Genomic DNA, 14,963 nt, shown 5'->3' with positions numbered 1-14,963 from the left:
TCCATGTCCCTGCACGCCGAGCAGTTCTTCACCAGCGGATTCCCCCACCAGCTCGCGGGAGTCGTGATCGGGAACTCGTTCTACAGCCAGGCGCCCGACTCCGGACACCGTCTGCGGATCGACTTCTACGAAACGATCACGCAGCACCAGTACGGCGGCCTGCGCCTGAGCGTCGTCCATCCCGACCGGGGCAAGATCGACACACTGGCTCTGTCCTTCAAGGAGTACGGAACCTTCCGCGCTCGCGACGCCGCATCCGGCACCTATGACCGCGATGTCGTCCACGCCTTCCCCGGAGGCGCCGAACCGCCATGGCGGGGAGGGGACTTCACCTCCCTCGTCCACGCCGTCCATACCTACGCGGGCATGTGGGGATTCCCCGCCCCCGACCCCATGGTCCGGCCGGCCACGAGAGTGGCGGGACCGGCCCCGGCTCCCTCCCGGGTCCGCGGAACGGCAGCCCGTGCGCGATAGCACCCTGCGGGATCTGCGGGACCTGGGGATCCCGGTCACCGTCACTGGGGCCGCGCCCGGTAGGTCGCCCTGGACGGAACTCGCCTTCACCGCCGGAGAGGTCTCCGTCCGGTGGTTCAGCCACCACGCGCCGTCCGGGAACACCGTGGAGGTGCACCGGCTCCCGGTACGTCACGCTCCCGCCGTCCTGAACGCGGTCGGGGCGAGGGCCGATGCCGAACTGGCCGGCTACCGCCTCCCGGAGGACTTCGAGGGCGAGGCGGCCCGGTGGCTCGACAGCCAGACCGGGCACGCGCTCGGCCTGGTCGCCAAGACTCCCCTGCCCGGCCACGAGGACGACGCGCTCCCGCCGACCTACACCAGCGAACTCGCCGCCAGCTGGCTCGGCTCCGAACACGCCATCGTCGAACTCTCGGGACCGTCGATGAACGCCGTCTGCAGCCTGTGGATCTACGGTCTCACCGACCTGACGGTCCGCACCGTCCTCTCCGCCATCACTCAGTCCCTCACCGGTCCGCACCGGCCCGGCCTCCGTGGCACCGGCACCCCGGCATCGCCGCCGTTCCGGCTTGCTGGGCAGAAAGGCCCCTCCTATGGCTCTCGATGATCTCCATCCGGAGGCCGAGGTGCTGGTCATGCCCCGGTACCTCGCCGGCCCCGGAGGTCTGGACCTTCAGATGGCCTGGCCCCTCCCGTTCGAGGAGGGCTGGCTGCTCCACCAGCCCGGCGACGGTGACGCGGTGGGGGTCAGCCCCTGCCAGCGCGTCCGCCTGGGATTCGCCCCCGACCCCACCGGCGTCCACGGCCCCGGAGGCGGCACGTGGCAGACCCATATCCACACCGACCCGTTCACCCCGGCGGCATGGACCATGACCTTCAGCGGCGCTGTGCCCCTGGAGATCCTGCGCGACGCCCACACCGAAGTCCTCTCGCTCTACCTGGAGGGCCTGCACGGTGAACGGGACTGGCTGACCGAGACCGGGGACACGCCGGCTTCGGCCGGATATCTGCCTCTCCTCACCGCGGGCTGGAGCCACACGGTCGACACCGACGGCAAGCAGACCTTCCGCAGCCCCGACACCGGCGCGTTCCTCCGGCACTGGTACTCCCCGCGCAAACCCGCCGCCCTCAACCCCACCTGGGCCTTCAGGGCCGACATCCCGGGCGAGCCCCTGCTCTGGCAGGCGACCTTCACCACCGGCACCCCGGCGTCGGTGATCGCCGCCGTCACCACCTCCCTCGTCGAGGCGCTGCCTCTGGCCCGCACCGTCCGCGAACTCCCGGCACAGAGCCGCACCCACGTGCGCTACTCCCCATCCCTGTCCGCACCATCCCCCACCCCTCGGCCGCCACAGCTCCCCCCACGGCCGCCTGCCCCGCCCGCGGGCCGCTCCCGCTGACCACCCTGCCACCGCCGCAAGCACTCCCCCTCTCCTCCTGATCTGGAGCACTACCGCTTTGCACAGTTCTTCCACCCGCGGCATCCGCCGACCGCTCGCCGTGGCGGTCGCCGCCACCGTCGTCGGAACCCTCGCCACCGGTACCCCTGCCGCAGCTGCCGATCATCTCGGCCCCGGGTACAGCATTCCCGACAGCGACGGGAACGCCGGATCGAGCCACATCGGCGCGTACGGTCCGCCCGGGCCGCAGGTCTGGGGCGATTCCCAGACCTATTGCGCGGACCCGCTGAAGAAGGGCCCCGCCGACGCGGACGGCTACAGCGCCCCGAAGCCCGTCTCCTCCTGGACCTCGTCGGTCACCGGCAAGCCCGTCCCGAAGAAGCACTTGGCCTACGCCTCCTACGTGATCGGCAAGTATGGCCAGACCCGGTCGGATGCCCAGGCGGCGGCCGTGGACGCCGCCGTCTACGAATGGCTCGCCGGGGGCACGTACGCGATCAACGGCAAGCGCGGTAAGGAACGTCTCGCCTACCCGGTCGTCTCCCCGACCTCCCGCACTCTCGCCCTGCGCTACATCGACGAGGCCAAGAAGTACGCGGGCCCCTACGCCCTCACGATCACCCCGTCGGTGAAGACCACCCATGCTGGGAAGAGGGTCACGGTGGACGTGAAGGTCACCTCCACCCTCACCGGCACCGCGATCCCCGGCGTCCCGGTCAGCCTCACCGGATCCGGCGCCGGAACCGCCACCGGCAAGGTCACCACCGACAAGACCGGCTCCGCGGAATGGGAGTTCATCCCTTCAAAGGCCGGAACAGCCGCGGTGGCCGCGACAGCGACCGGCCTGCCCGGCGCGCAGCTCAAGGTCCTCGCCCCCAACAACCCCGTAGCACAGCGGATGCTCCTCGCCGGGGACACCACCACCGCCAAGGACACCGCGGCCGTCGCCGTGACGGCTGCCCCGGGCGGCGTGACGATTCACAAGGAGAACCCCGAAGGGGACGTTCTCGTCGGCGCGGTCTTCCAGCTCTTGGAGAAGAAGACCGGCAGGGTCGTCGCCGAAGGCAAGACCGGCAAGGAGGGGGTGCTCGTCTTCGACGACATCGCCCCGGGCACCTACACGCTGCGGGAGACCTCCACCGGCGACACCATCCACGAACTGGTCCCCGACCAGGACGTCACCATCGAATCCGGCCGCACCGCCCAGGCCCACCCCATCACGATCGTCGACCCGTTCAAGAAGGCCGATCTCCTGCTCCGCAAGACCGACAAGGCCACGGGCGCGACCCTGCCGGGCGCGGTGATCAACATCACCGAGAACAAGGTCCAGGACGGCGAGCACATGCCGGGGGAGAAGCTGCTCGCGCTCACCACCGGCAAGGACGGCACCGCGAAGGCGAAGCTCGACGTCACCCTGAAGGCGGGCACCCGCTACTGGGCCACCGAGATCACGGCCCCCGACGGCTACCAGCTCAACCCCAAGCCCGTCGCGTTCACCGCCGAGCCCGGTCAGACCGTCACCGTCACCCTCCCCAACACCGCAGTCCCGACCACACCGCCCCCGACAACTCCGCCCACTACGCCGCCGACCAGCCCGCCGGTATCTCCGCCCGCCAAGCCGCCGATGAACCCGCCGGCCACCCCGGACGTCACCCCGCCATCCGGCAGCCTCGCCCATACCGGTGCCGACACCACCTGGTGGCTGCTCGGCGGAGCGGGCGCCCTGCTCGCCGCCGGAAGCGCCGCCTTCTGGGCAGCCCGGCGACGGCGGACCCAGAACGACGAGGACCAGACCACCGTCTGACAGCCGTCTCCGCCGACGTCCTGCGCGGAAGGCGCCCAAGGCACCCCCCGGGCTCCTTGAACCGGGCGGGCCACTCACAGCAGGGGCTCGCCCGTCTGCCGCAGTTACCCCACTCCTCCTCCCCACCACAGGAGCCCCTCCCTGCCCACCCTTCCCCGTACCTGCCGCAGCCCGGCCCCGGCCCTGGCTGTCTTTGGCAGTGTGATCGGCGTCCTGGCTTGGGCGCCGCCCGCCGCCGCCGAGACCGCCAGCCCCTCACGCCCGCCCTCGTCCGGGACGGCACCGCAGGTGACTCCCGACGCGGCGCCCGCAACCGGAGGTATCCGGATCATCAAGAAGGACCCCGGCGGGGCCCTTCTGCCCGGCGCGTCCTTCACCCTCGTCGACAGCACCGGGACCCAGGCGGGCACGGGCACGACCGACGCAGCAGGACGGCTCGACTTCCAGGAGCTGGGTCCCGGCGTCTACAGGCTCAAAGAGACCTCCAGCGGCAGCCCGCTGCACGAAGTCGTCGCCGACCAGGACGTCATCGTCCCGCCCGGCGTGATGGTGCCCCTGACCATCGTCGATCCGTTCAAGCCCGCCGGCCTGACCGTCACGAAGACCGACCGCACCACGGGGAAGCCCCTGGCCGGCGCGGTCATCAACATCACCCCCCACGGCGGCGGCCGGGCATTCACCCTGACCACCGGCAAGGACGGCACCGCGAAGACCACCCTGCCCGTGACCGTACGCACCGGCACCCCCTACACCGCCACCGAGACCAGAGCCCCCGCCGGATACCGCCTCAACCCGACGCCCGTGAGGATCACTGCCAAGCCCGGCGCCCCGGTCACCCTCAACCACGCCGGCGTCAAGAAGACGGCCCCGACTCCGCCGCCCGTCAAACCTCCGCAGACCGCCCCGCCCGCAGTCAGACCGCCGACGACCACCAGGCCCTCACCGAACCCCTCCGTTGGAGGTACCGCCGCACCGAAGTCCCCGCAGAAGACCGGAACCCCATCCGCCTCCGCCATCACGGCCTCTGAAGAGGCGGACAGCACGCTCGCCGTAGACCAGACCGAGGAGAAGGGCGAACTCGCCCGCACCGGCGCCGCCGCACCCTGGCTCCTCGGAGGAACCGGTCTGCTCCTGGCGGCCGGGGCCAGCGCGGTCATCGCCGCCCGCCGCCGACGCCCCAACGGCCAGAACCACACCGCCGCCGACACCGGCCAGGACTGACCCCGGGCGGGTCACCAACCCGTACCGACTGACTGAGGGCCCGGAGAATCCAATCCACTGGATTCTCCGGGCCCTCACGCATACCCGCCCCCACCCAGATTGGCGCCAGGGCGCGTTGCCGCGCCGCTCAGCCGGATCGCGGGCCCGCGATCCCGACGGACAGGGGCCACACCCGCTGTTCTCCCGCGACGCGCTCCTCCCGGGTGAGGACGCCCAGCTCCTGGCGCTGCTCGTAGGGGAGGCAGTCGAGGGCGAGGCGTCGGGCGGCATAGTCCGTGACGGAGGTCGCCAGCGGAATCTGGAGATCGTCGGTCATCCCCGCGGGCTCGAACCGGGTCGACAGGCAGTCGGCCAGGAGATCGCCCAGTGGCACCCCCGCCGCCAGCCCCCTGGACAGGGAAACGGACAGGAGATCCAGCAGCCCGTGCAGAGTCGAGCCCTGCTTCGCCATCCGGATCTCCACCCGCACCGGAGCCCCACCGGAGGCGTATGACACGGTCAGATGCCCGCTGGCCGACCCCACCGTGAACGCCCGCGTCCGCGACCCCAGCCGCCGCTCCCGCCGCACAACCGTCTCGATCGTCATGCCCCTCATGCCTCTTTCCCGTCCGTCCACCCGGGCCGCGCTCGCGCTCCGGGCGCCACATGATGCCCGACGACGGACCGCGACCCGCTCCTGTTCCCCCGTACGGAATGTTAATCGAACTCACGTTCCCATCATCGGGTGGGCGAGCCCTCTCCGTGGAGCGCGATCCGGGGCATTCTGTCCATATTTTCGACAGTTCGCCGGGGGCAGACAGGAAAGATCGCGAAAGGGCTGGTGCAAGCAGGCAGGGGCATGTCAACGTAGACGACTCGCAGGGAAACAGCAGGTCAGAGAGGTGATCGTGTTGACCGTCGATCTTTCCCCGCCCGGATTCTCCACCACTGTCGAGGAGCTGCGACTGCGTTCGTGGCAACTCGGGCCCGGCCAGCCGACGCTCGTGATCGACCAGTTCACCAACGCGGACTTCAACCTGGTCGTCGACGACCGGGCCGATGTCCACATCAACAGTAAGGACGGGCGTTTCTACCTCGGCTGGTTCCCGGCGGGGCGTCCCGGCACCGACGGGGAGGGCTGGAAACTCGCCGTCACCGGGACCGCCCAAGTTCCCGGCTACCACGTGTCGTTCGATACCGACACGCCGGCCCAGGTCGTCGCGGCGGCCGTGGCCGCCGTCCTCGGCTCCTCCCACCCCCGCTGAACCCGCCCGGCCCCGTCTTGTACTACAGAGCGGGAGAGTCCGTTCGCCCCCGGCGCGTACTCTTCCCCCGCTCTGGCCCCGGCTCCCGCACAGAAGGAGAATCCCGTGGAACCGCAGAACCCCGCTACGCCGGAGCTGACGGTCGGCGAGCTGATCGACCAGCTGTCCGCCTTGGACCGCAACGCGACCGTACGGATCGCGGCCAACCCGTTCTTTCCCATGGCCCACCGTCTCGCGGCCGTGATGCCCGCCTCGGACGAGACGGGCCGACCGCTGGTCTTCCTCGCAGACGGCGACCAGCTGGGCCACGTCCCCCCGGACGTCGCGGTCCGTCTCACCTGGCATGAGCCGACCACCGCACCCCCGCGCACCCGTCGCAGGGCAGCCCGCCCCACCGGCCAGTGAACCGTCCCCCCAGCCCCAGGAGGCGCTGCTGAACCCGCACCACCCCCTCGATCCGTCCACCCCCCGCCCAAAGCCACATCTGTGGGTGGCCCCGCGGCACCTCGCCGGCGACGACGACACCCTCGCCGACCTGGTCGGCGCCGCCCTCACCGGCGCGGGCTGGCGCATGTGGCCGACCGCCCGCCAGACCCTCCTCTACGTGAGCCCCGACGAGCTGTGCGGCGCCGAATGGGTCCGCGCAAGCTACCCCTTCGCGCTCGGCGGCCTGCCCGTAGCCTGGCAGATCACCGCCCGCTCACACCCCGCCGGCACGATGCGCGAGTGGAACGCCTACTTCACCGGCGGCACCCCGCCCGAGGCGATCACCGACTTCCTCACCGCACTCGACGCCCGCCCCGAACCCCACGCCCCGTTCGGCGGGCCCGAGACGGTCCTCGACGCGCTGACCGGCCAGGGCTGGTACCGCGACATCGACCGCCCCCACAGCGCCGCCTCCGACCCGGGCTTCACCGCCAGCGTCTCCCTCGAAGCCGTGCCGGAGCACGTCTTCGACGCCGACCCGCGCCCCGACCTGCCCGGCTGGCAGGCATGGGCCGAGCCGGTGCCCGGGACTCCCCTGTGGTGCGCGACCTTCAGCAGCTCCACCCCGCATGACCTCGTCGCCGCGTTCGCCGCGTCGCTGGCCTCACCTGTCCCCGTACGGCGAAAGCTCCTGCCCGAGGGCACCGACGGCCATCTCACCCTGCTGCCCCCGATCTGACTCGGCCCTCACGAAAGAGGTTCCCTGTGCCCTCCCCGACCACGGCGCCGCACAGCGGCAGCGAGGCGAACTGCCGGAACTGCGGCGCACCCGGCTTCCTCGCCCGCAACCACGATCTCCCCTCAGCGCCTGCCTGGTGTGTCGACTGCCACGAACACCAACGCACCCCCCAGGCCCAGGCCGGCCACCCCTGCGAAGACGACTGCCGCCTGCCCGTCGACCACGACGGCCTGTGCTCCCGGCGCATCTGACGTCTTCCCGCATCCTCTGCTCCACGGAGGTTCCTTGCCCCTGCTACTGATCCGCCTCGCCACCGGCCCCATGAACGGCACCGCCCACCTCGGCGTCCTGCTCGGGACGGAGCCGGTGACGGCCTGCGCCACCCGCTCGCCAGATCTCCAGCCCGTCCCCGACGCGAGCGCCCACGCCATGTGCCAGTCCTGCGCCCGCGCTCTCCTGGTCCTCACCACCGCCCCGCATCCCGGCGAGCCGGAGGCCCGTACCACCACGGGGCGCGGACGGGGCCAGGTCCGCCACCGACCCGTCCCGGGACACCTCCTCGCCTACTGCGGCAACTCCCTCGGCAAACGGCGGCCGGATCCGACCCTCAGCCGGTGCACCCCGTGCGCCCGGCTCAGCGACGCCATCGACGCCCTGCGCCGCCGGGCCGGCGAGCTGCTCCTTCCCGCGGCCGAGCCGTGCCACGCCGACGACACCCTGCTCTGGGCGCCCGACGGCCTGGGCGACCTCGTCACCGGACACCGGCGCAACGCCGCTACAGGCAAGGGGTTCTGCGACCGCCCGCTCGCCGATCCCCACCCGGGAGCGTCGAACGAGTGCGCACCGTGCCGGATCCACTGGGAGTTGGCCGAGCTGATCCGGCAGATGGTCACTCTGCCCCGCATGCGGGACGAGGCCCGGACCTGGCACCAGCGGGACCTGGACGTCTTCGACGACCGCGCCCTCACCCTCATAGCCGGAGACGTGTATACCCTCTCCGGCTGTCAGGAGACCCACTACGTCGTCGCGGTCGCCGACCGCGGCGGCAAAACTCGCACCGACCTCCTCGTCTACCTCCCCGCCGAGGACCGGGTGGCCGATCTACGCCTGCGGCGCGACCGGCTCGTCACCGTCCAGCGCCCCATCCGCTGAGCTACGGCACAACCGCCGCCCCCGAAAGCGAGGGCAAACGGCAGAGAAGAGCCCGGAGGGCCAGACCGTCATGGTCTGGCCCTCCGGGCTTACGTGCTGGCTTCCAGAAACTGCGGTTGACGTTAGCTCGGTGATCCGGCTTTGCCGAGTGCCTTCTCCACGTGGGTGTCGACGAGGCCGGGAGACCCGGAGACGATCACGAGCAGCGTGCCCGTGCGGATAGCGGTCTGCTTGACGATGCTGCTGCGCCCGCCGGTGGTGGAGGTAATCAGCTGGGACCACTGTTCGTCGCCCAGCGCCGGGGCGGTGAGCTTCTGGGTCTGCACTTTCACCGGGGTATTGCCGACCACGACCTGATAGACCGGACAGGAGACCATGGCATCGAAGATCCGCCCCGTTCCCGCCGACAGCCTGGTCCCGGTGTCGCTGTACAGCTCCTGCGATACCTCCGAGTCGGCGCTGCCCGTGTAGGTGAAGGCGGCCTTCGCCCGGTTGGGGAAGTCCAGAGAGCCGCCGGCTGCCGCGTCGCCGCCGAGCTTCTCCAGCGCGGGACACCCGATCACCGTCACATCGTCGCGGCCGGAGTTCCGCTCCGGCTTGCGGGTATACCCCTGGCCGAGGTCGGCCTCGTTCAGAAGCCTCTCGCGCAGCTGCTCCGTCGTCAGCACCTTCCCCGGCTTGGAGTTGGCCGACGCAGCTTCGGGCTCGGCGGTACGAGTGGTAGGAGCAGGGGAGGGTGCGCTGGTGGAGCAGCCCGGGAGGGTGATGAGGGTGAGGGCGGTCAGGGCGAGGACGGCCGTGGTAGTGGAGCGGCGGTGCATGCGGGTTCCCCTGGGGTCGGTGCGGAGGTCTGACTGGCCGAACCTCCGGTTCGGCGGGGTAGGGGTGCGGGAGTCAGTGGCCGAGGTGGCGCAGGCCCTCGCCGAGGGTGGCGTGGCGGTGTTCCATCGGGCCGGAGTGGCGGTTGAACCACGCCCCGTCCAGAGCCGGGTCGTGGGTCTCGTGGCCTTCGCGGCACCGGCGCCACACGGCGCCCCGCATCGCGAGGATGACCCAGTCGCGGTACGCGCCGCACTGCGGACACTCACGGATCTCACCCTCGACCACGAGCGGCCCCGGCCAGGGCATCATCATCCCTGTCACCTCGCCCTGGGAGGCCGACAGCAGATCAGGGGGCAGGAAGTCGTCCACCACCGCAACCACTTCCGGCGAGGGGGCCGGTACGCCGCTCGGACCGGTGCCCGGCCGGGCGGCGCGTGGTTCGGGGGAAGGCTGACGCTGAGCCCACTCCAGCATGTCCCGGCCGGCGCTCTGGGTCTCACGCCACTCACGGTCGTCCCGTATCCGCTCGAACATCCTGCGCTCCCTCACGTCTCGTCCCTCGGGCCACCCAGAGCGTGCCCCATACATCTGTCCGGCTTCAACTCTGAAAGTTGTTAATCACCGGACCTTCCGCCCCTGGTCAGAGCGGTTCGCGGTTGCCCGGGCCGGCTGCGGCGCGGTCGTCGCCCGTGCGGTGACAGGGGGCACGGTGGTGGTGTCGGCGGGCAGGTCAGCCATGCGGCGCAGCCGCCACACCAGGACGTCGCTGAGTGATCCGGCGGTATCCAGTTCGCGGCGCTGTGCGGCCTCGGCGAGCAGGCCGGCCGGGTCGTGGCCTGCGGCCTGGGCGTCGGCGAGGGTGGCGGCGAGCGCGGGCCAGCCGGATTCGCCGAGGATCTGCCCGGCAAGCTCCGGCACCGCCGCCCGCACATACGCGGCCTGCTGGAGCTGGAGCGGCTGGGCCATGCGGCGGCCCCGCTCGTTGAGTGCGTTCAGGGGCTGCCCGGCGGCCTGCTGGTAGGCGGCGCGCAGGTGTTCGGCCGTCTGCCGGGCGGCGGCGGCCTGCTGCGCGTGTCCCTTCCTCGCATGCCAGTTCGCGGCGGCGACGGCGAGGAAGAACACCATGTCGATCACCATCGCCGTACTCGCCCCGTCCTCACCCCGGCCCAGCGCCGGCCCGCCGCGCATGAGGTCGCGGGCGGCCTGCCGCAGCGCCCGGTCGTGCCCGCGTACGGCCCGGACATGGGAGCGCGACGCCCGCTCGAACGCCCAGGCGGCCTCCCGCAGCTCACGGCGGGTGTGAGCGGCGGATGTCTTCGCGAGCGCGTCCAGTACCTCACCGGCACCGGCGAGCTGTGCCGCTGTCGCCGGATCGTCGCCCTGGTCGATGACCAGTACGGCGTGCCATGCCGCGTGTGTCGCACGGCGGCGTGCGGGTGCTGGGCCGCTTGGGACGAGTTGGTGCCCGGAGGCCGCCTGCGGGTCCGGCGCCCGGCCGGGTGTACTAGTCCCAGCGTTGGCCCAGCGTTCGCGGATGCGGGGCAGCGACAGGTCGGGGGCGAGCTTCGATCCGGAGTAGAAGACCGGCTCATTGTCCTTGTTGCGGTCGTCGGGCAGGGCGACCGTGTAGCCGAGGAGGTCCCCGGACGGGGCGATACGACGCCGCACCAAGAGCCCGGCGGCGGCGAGCCGGTCGAAGAACTCGGCCTCCCCGTCCGCGCCGGCCACCGCGCGCCGGACGGTCTCCCGCAGCTCCTCCCGCGGCGTTCGTTCCCGCTGTTCGCGTGTGGCTTTGTGGCGCTCGGCGCTGGTGGGGCGCTGGGCGGCGGTGCCGTCACCGGCGTTGAGGCGGCGAAGGCCGTACTCGGCTTCGACGAGGCGGGCTTCGGCCTGGGCGCGTGCGGCGTCGTGGTCGAGGTCGGGTTTGTAGCCGTCCTCCTGGACGAGGGTGGCGATGATGTGGATGTGGTCGTCCGCGTGCCGGACGGCCGCCCAGCGGCAACCGGCTCCGTTCGCGTCGGCGTCGTCGATGCCGGTGGCGGCGACCATCCGCCGGGCGATCTCGCCCCACTCGTCGTCGGTCAGGACGCGGTCGGTGGGGGCGTTGCGGACCGAGAGGTGCCAAACGTGCTTGCGGGGCCGGTCGCGTTCCTCGATGTTGTCGAGCGGCTGGTCGAGGAGCCGCTGGAGATCCTTGATGGTGGCGGCGAAGTCGTCGGCACGGCCGGGGTCGGGCGCGTTGTCGTCCCAGGACGCCACCAGGTGCGGGTCGGTGTGCTCCTCGTGCGTGCCCGGCCCGTACAGATAGTGGAGCAGGCCGATGGTGCGCTTCCCGCGCTTGTGGATCCTGGGGATCATGCCGGTGGTGGCTTTCTAGTGCTGGGCGAGCAGTCGGTCGGTGGCGTCCTGGACGCGGTGCACGGCGCGTCGTGTGGCGGCGATGACGGCGTCGAGTTCCGGCTCGGTGGGCTGGGCGCCGGAGTTGATGGCGCGGGCGATCTGGTTGAGGTTGTTGCCGACCTGGCCGAGGTGGCGGCGGGCGGCGAACAGCTCGGTCACGGTCTCGCGCTGTCCGGCGATGGTGGCGGCGGTGTGGTCGAGGTCGCTGGCGGCGGTGAGGCCGGCGCGGGCGAGGAACGCGGGCAGCGACGTACGGGTGCGCTGCGCGGCGGCGGTGAGGAGGGTCTTCTCTTCGTCGTTCAGGCGGACGCTGCAGACGCGGACGCGCTTGCGGTCGTGCGGCTTTGGCGAGCGCTTGCGCGAAGGGTTCTTCGCGTCACGGCGCTGACGGCGCGGTGTCTGCTTCTCCGGCTGCGGTCCGCCCTCGGTCGCTGCCTCCCGGACCAGTGCCCCCCGGCGCTGGTCCGGACCCGCCACCCCCGGGGCGGGCTCGGCCAAGACGCGCTTCCCCGACGGGGAAGAGTGTCTTGGCCGATAACTTGCTCGCGTCGAGGTCGAGTTGGAGCCTGGCGAACCCTTGGCGTGGGTGTCGGCCTTGTTCGGCGACGTCATCGGATGCGGGCCTTCCTGGTGCGGGCGTGGAGCTGGATCTGGGCGGCCAGCTCAACCATGGCGGCCGGCCCGTCCAGGACCCGGACGGGTGCGGTGGGGGTGCGCTGGACGAGCCACTGCCCGGTCGGGACGGGGACGGCGGCATGCAGGAGCCGGTGGCGGACCAGGACGTCGGCCCAAGCGTCGGCTTCGGCGGCTGTCGCGGCCGTGGTGCGGGGAGTGTGGGAATACACGGGAGTGACCTCCGGGGTGGGGGCGGTGTCCCGGCACCGGCCGGGACACCGCAGCAGCGCAGGGTGTGGGTTATGCGGGGTTCAGCCGCATTCGGGGCAGCGCTCGTAGTGCCGGTTCAGGGCGCGGGCCATGGCCCGCTTTGCGCCGGCGGCGTGCTTCGCGCTTGCCTTCGCCGACGGTTTGCCCTCGTGGCGCTCGGAGTGGCTGCGCAGGAAGGTGATGTCCTGCTCGTAGCCGCTCTTGATACGGCTGAACCGCTGGCAGGTCTTCATCGGGTGCTCCTCGTGGTGGTGGTGCCGGTCGTGCTGCGCAGGCGCTGCAGGACCGGGGAGAGGTTCTCGTTGCGGATGGAGATGCGCTGGTCGCGCATGATCTCCCTGAGCTGGACGCGGGTGATGGCCTCGTTGCCGTCGCGTTCCAGCACCGTGGGGACGTAGGGATGGATCAGCGCGACGATGTCGTCCTCGGAGAAGCGGGACCGTGAACCCTGGCCCTTACGGGACCGTCCCCCGGTCCCCTTCCCCTGCGCTTTTGTCGCGGTCCCCGGGACCGTGCGGGGACGGGCACTGCTCCGACCGCCGGCTACCGGGGCGTCATCCCGGTCCCGGTCCTGTTCGGTCGCGGGGACCGGACGGTCCGGTGCCTGTTCCTGGCGGAGTGCGCGGGGACTGGCGTCCTTCTCGTTGGTTGCGGCTGTTCTGTCCGCGAGGTCCCGGGGACGCTCCTCGTCGCTGGGTGCCGGTCCCGAAGGCGTCACTGAGTGCCGGTCCCCGTCCCCGGTCCCCGGTTCTCCGAGCGGGACTGGGCCGTCTGCCAGCGGTTTTACGTCGGGGACCGTGCGGTCCTGGGCCCCGGGACCGTCCGGGACCATGGTCCGGTCCCCGACGGGGTGGAGTTCCGGCCCGGTCCCGTGAATCGGGCGGCCGGTGCGGTCCCCGGTCCCCGGTGCCCCCGGAGCCAGCGCCCGGTCCCGGGGACCGGACGGCACGGTTCCCGACGCCGGTCCCGTTGCGGTCCCCGCGGGACGGTCCCCGTCCGGTGGGGTGGCTGTCCGGTTCCCGGAACCGGTCCCGGACCGTGGCGCGGCGACCGGCTGGAGTCCCCGGTCCCGGTCCCGGATGCGGCTCGCGGGAGTGGTCCCCGGCTGCGGTCCCCTGGCCCGCTCGGTCCCCGCTGCGGTGCTGGTGGGGTGGTGGCGGGTGATGAGGATGTAGAGGTGGACGGCGCCGGCGAGGGCGAGCGGGGCGAGGGTGGACAGGATGGCGACGACGGTGTCGCCCAGCCGCAGTCCGCCGTCGGCTTGCATCTGCTGGTTGAGGCGGACCGCGTGGAGGGCGTTGGCCCAGATGCTCGCCGTGGTGGCGGTGCCGAACAGGGTCCACACGTACAGGCGGGCGCCGAAGGGCGCGGTGCGCAGGACGAGCAGGGCGCGGACCCCGTAGGCGATGAACCCGTCGATCACGAAGGGGAAGAGGTAGGTCAGGAATCCGCGGACATGGATCGCGACGGCCATCTGCTGCAGCGCGTCGTAGGACAGTGCGCAGCCTGCGGTGCCGAGGGCGAGGATGGCGAGGCGGTCCCAGGTTCCGACGGGGGCGACATCGTGCGCGGTGGTGCGGGGGGTCATGCGGCCTTTCCGAGCGCGGCGATCAGGGCGGTGGTGTGGATGTGGCCGGGGACCGGCGAGGACACGGGCGCTGCGGGCTTTTCCTCGCCCGGCTGCTCGTCGTCGGCGGTTTCGGCTGTGGCGTCGTCGGGGCCCTCGTCGCCGCCCTCCTCCTGGGGCTGGTCCTCGGCGGTGCCGTAGAGGTCCCAGTACCGGTCGCGGTCCTCGACGGCGTGGGCGGCCTCGCGCATGAGGTCGCGGGCGTAGTCGAGGTCGAGCTGGAGGGTGTAGGCGAGGCGCTCGGGGGTCCAGCCGCGGACGTGGGCGTGGCGGGTGACGGCCTTGCGTTCGGCGGTGGAGAGGTGGACGTCGCGGCCGAGGAACGCGGCGCGTACCCGGGCGTAGTCGAGGCGCTCGCTGATCTTCGCCTGCCACGCCTGCCGTTCGGCCTCGGTCAGGCCGCCCCAGATGCCCTCTTTGGTGCCGTTGTCGAGGGCATGGTTGAAGCAGTCCTTCTTCACCGGGCACCCGCCGCAGAGCGACTTGGCCTGGGCGATGGCCTTGTGATTCCGGGGCCGTGGGAAGAACAGCTCGTCCGCCTGCTGAGGGGCCAGCTCGCGGCAGAGGCCGCGGGCGTGCCAGCTGTGGTCGGCGATCCCGCGCAGCGCGGGGCGGGTGGCGTCGATGGTGGTGATGTAGCGCAAGGGGAGTCTCCGGGTACGCCTCATGGGCCGTCAGCGGACACGTGTCACCGTGAGTGCGGGTCGCGTGTTCGGGAGGCGGGGCGGGCAAGGGGCGCGGGCGTGGGGCGTCGCGCCGGAGGTCAGAT

The 14,963-nt window shown here is 71.8% G+C and carries 19 protein-coding genes; 10 read left to right on the top strand and 9 right to left on the bottom strand.

The window, feature by feature from the left end:
- The first annotated feature begins 3 nt into the window (after positions 1–3).
- The 5 genes from ACH4S7_RS05230 to ACH4S7_RS05210 all read left to right on the top strand — a co-directional run bounded on the left by ACH4S7_RS05230 (position 4) and on the right by ACH4S7_RS05210 (position 4,899).
- Complete coding sequence (locus ACH4S7_RS05230; RefSeq protein WP_398519687.1) at positions 4–474, top strand: hypothetical protein; 471 nt, start codon at positions 4–6, stop codon at positions 472–474.
- A complete protein-coding gene (locus tag ACH4S7_RS05225; RefSeq protein WP_398519686.1) occupies positions 464–1,081 on the top strand; it encodes a hypothetical protein in 618 nt (205 codons plus the stop codon). The genes ACH4S7_RS05230 and ACH4S7_RS05225 overlap by 11 nt, the downstream gene beginning before the upstream one ends.
- Positions 1,068–1,874 carry a DUF317 domain-containing protein gene (locus ACH4S7_RS05220; RefSeq protein WP_398519685.1) on the top strand — a complete coding sequence of 269 codons (807 nt, stop codon included), beginning with the start codon at positions 1,068–1,070 and terminating at the stop codon, positions 1,872–1,874. Before ACH4S7_RS05225 ends, ACH4S7_RS05220 begins: the two co-directional genes overlap by 14 nt.
- 58 nt (positions 1,875–1,932) lie before the next feature.
- The gene (locus tag ACH4S7_RS05215; protein ID WP_398519684.1) at positions 1,933–3,678 is read left to right on the top strand and encodes a collagen binding domain-containing protein; all 1,746 of its coding nucleotides are present in this window, start codon (positions 1,933–1,935) and stop codon (positions 3,676–3,678) included.
- Between the two features lie 201 nt (positions 3,679–3,879).
- On the top strand, positions 3,880–4,899 hold the full coding sequence (locus tag ACH4S7_RS05210) for a collagen binding domain-containing protein (RefSeq protein ID WP_398519683.1): 1,020 nt from the start codon (positions 3,880–3,882) through the stop codon (positions 4,897–4,899).
- Positions 4,900–5,026: 127 nt separating this feature from the next.
- On the opposite strand, the gene ACH4S7_RS05205 is transcribed toward ACH4S7_RS05210, so the two are convergent.
- Complete coding sequence (locus ACH4S7_RS05205) at positions 5,027–5,485, bottom strand: ribonucleoside-diphosphate reductase (protein ID WP_398519682.1); 459 nt, start codon at positions 5,483–5,485, stop codon at positions 5,027–5,029.
- A gap of 304 nt (positions 5,486–5,789) precedes the next feature.
- Between ACH4S7_RS05205 and ACH4S7_RS05200 the strand changes: the two genes are divergently transcribed.
- From ACH4S7_RS05200 to ACH4S7_RS05180, 5 genes are all read left to right on the top strand, one after another.
- A complete protein-coding gene (locus tag ACH4S7_RS05200; protein WP_398519681.1) occupies positions 5,790–6,143 on the top strand; it encodes a DUF317 domain-containing protein in 354 nt (117 codons plus the stop codon).
- Positions 6,144–6,248: 105 nt separating this feature from the next.
- Entirely contained in the window at positions 6,249–6,548 is a 300-nt protein-coding gene (locus ACH4S7_RS05195; protein ID WP_398519680.1) for a hypothetical protein, read from the top strand.
- A 79-nt stretch (positions 6,549–6,627) separates the two neighbouring features.
- Entirely contained in the window at positions 6,628–7,308 is a 681-nt protein-coding gene (locus ACH4S7_RS05190; protein ID WP_398520034.1) for a DUF317 domain-containing protein, read from the top strand.
- A gap of 26 nt (positions 7,309–7,334) precedes the next feature.
- Positions 7,335–7,559 (top strand): hypothetical protein, encoded by a 225-nt coding sequence (locus ACH4S7_RS05185; protein WP_398519679.1) that lies wholly within the window; start codon positions 7,335–7,337, stop codon positions 7,557–7,559.
- A gap of 34 nt (positions 7,560–7,593) precedes the next feature.
- A complete protein-coding gene (locus ACH4S7_RS05180) occupies positions 7,594–8,460 on the top strand; it encodes a hypothetical protein (protein ID WP_398519678.1) in 867 nt (288 codons plus the stop codon).
- A gap of 122 nt (positions 8,461–8,582) precedes the next feature.
- Here the strand turns inward: ACH4S7_RS05180 and ACH4S7_RS05175 are convergent, their stop codons facing one another.
- The 8 genes from ACH4S7_RS05175 to ACH4S7_RS05140 form a co-directional block, all read right to left on the bottom strand.
- Entirely contained in the window at positions 8,583–9,281 is a 699-nt protein-coding gene (locus ACH4S7_RS05175; protein ID WP_398519677.1) for a hypothetical protein, read from the bottom strand.
- 73 nt (positions 9,282–9,354) lie between these two features.
- The gene (locus tag ACH4S7_RS05170; RefSeq protein ID WP_398519676.1) at positions 9,355–9,816 is read right to left on the bottom strand and encodes a hypothetical protein; all 462 of its coding nucleotides are present in this window, start codon (positions 9,814–9,816) and stop codon (positions 9,355–9,357) included.
- Between the two features lie 84 nt (positions 9,817–9,900).
- On the bottom strand, positions 9,901–11,640 hold the full coding sequence (locus tag ACH4S7_RS05165; protein WP_398519675.1) for a relaxase/mobilization nuclease domain-containing protein: 1,740 nt from the start codon (positions 11,638–11,640) through the stop codon (positions 9,901–9,903).
- A gap of 15 nt (positions 11,641–11,655) precedes the next feature.
- Positions 11,656–12,180: a plasmid mobilization protein gene (locus ACH4S7_RS05160; RefSeq protein ID WP_398519674.1), complete on the bottom strand. Its 525-nt coding sequence runs from the start codon at positions 12,178–12,180 to the stop codon at positions 11,656–11,658.
- 110 nt (positions 12,181–12,290) lie between these two features.
- Entirely contained in the window at positions 12,291–12,527 is a 237-nt protein-coding gene (locus tag ACH4S7_RS05155) for a hypothetical protein (RefSeq protein ID WP_398519673.1), read from the bottom strand.
- 81 nt (positions 12,528–12,608) lie between these two features.
- Positions 12,609–12,800: a hypothetical protein gene (locus ACH4S7_RS05150; protein ID WP_398519672.1), complete on the bottom strand. Its 192-nt coding sequence runs from the start codon at positions 12,798–12,800 to the stop codon at positions 12,609–12,611.
- Positions 12,797–14,155, bottom strand: coding sequence for a DUF2637 domain-containing protein (locus ACH4S7_RS05145; RefSeq protein WP_398519671.1), 1,359 nt, complete (start codon positions 14,153–14,155; stop codon positions 12,797–12,799). Before ACH4S7_RS05145 ends, ACH4S7_RS05150 begins: the two co-directional genes overlap by 4 nt.
- Positions 14,152–14,838 carry a WhiB family transcriptional regulator gene (locus ACH4S7_RS05140; RefSeq protein WP_398519670.1) on the bottom strand — a complete coding sequence of 229 codons (687 nt, stop codon included), beginning with the start codon at positions 14,836–14,838 and terminating at the stop codon, positions 14,152–14,154. The genes ACH4S7_RS05145 and ACH4S7_RS05140 overlap by 4 nt, the downstream gene beginning before the upstream one ends.
- Positions 14,839–14,963 lie beyond the last annotated feature (125 nt).

The organism is Streptomyces sp. NPDC020965 (genome assembly GCF_044333555.1).
Lineage (GTDB): Bacteria > Actinomycetota > Actinomycetes > Streptomycetales > Streptomycetaceae > Streptomyces.
Note: the sequence above shows the minus strand (reverse complement) of the source record. Positions and strands in the feature narration are given on the sequence as shown.

Coding starts and splice junctions, on each gene's coding strand:
- ACH4S7_RS05150 (WP_398519672.1), bottom strand. CDS start 12,800: ATGAAGACCTGCCAGCGGTTCAGCCGTATCAAGAGCGGCTACGAGCAG.
- ACH4S7_RS05165 (WP_398519675.1), bottom strand. CDS start 11,640: ATGATCCCCAGGATCCACAAGCGCGGGAAGCGCACCATCGGCCTGCTC.
- ACH4S7_RS05220 (WP_398519685.1), top strand. CDS start 1,068: ATGGCTCTCGATGATCTCCATCCGGAGGCCGAGGTGCTGGTCATGCCC.
- ACH4S7_RS05145 (WP_398519671.1), bottom strand. CDS start 14,155: ATGACCCCCCGCACCACCGCGCACGATGTCGCCCCCGTCGGAACCTGG.
- ACH4S7_RS05175 (WP_398519677.1), bottom strand. CDS start 9,281: ATGCACCGCCGCTCCACTACCACGGCCGTCCTCGCCCTGACCGCCCTC.
- ACH4S7_RS05170 (WP_398519676.1), bottom strand. CDS start 9,816: ATGTTCGAGCGGATACGGGACGACCGTGAGTGGCGTGAGACCCAGAGC.
- ACH4S7_RS05230 (WP_398519687.1), top strand. CDS start 4: ATGTCCCTGCACGCCGAGCAGTTCTTCACCAGCGGATTCCCCCACCAG.
- ACH4S7_RS05205 (WP_398519682.1), bottom strand. CDS start 5,485: ATGACGATCGAGACGGTTGTGCGGCGGGAGCGGCGGCTGGGGTCGCGG.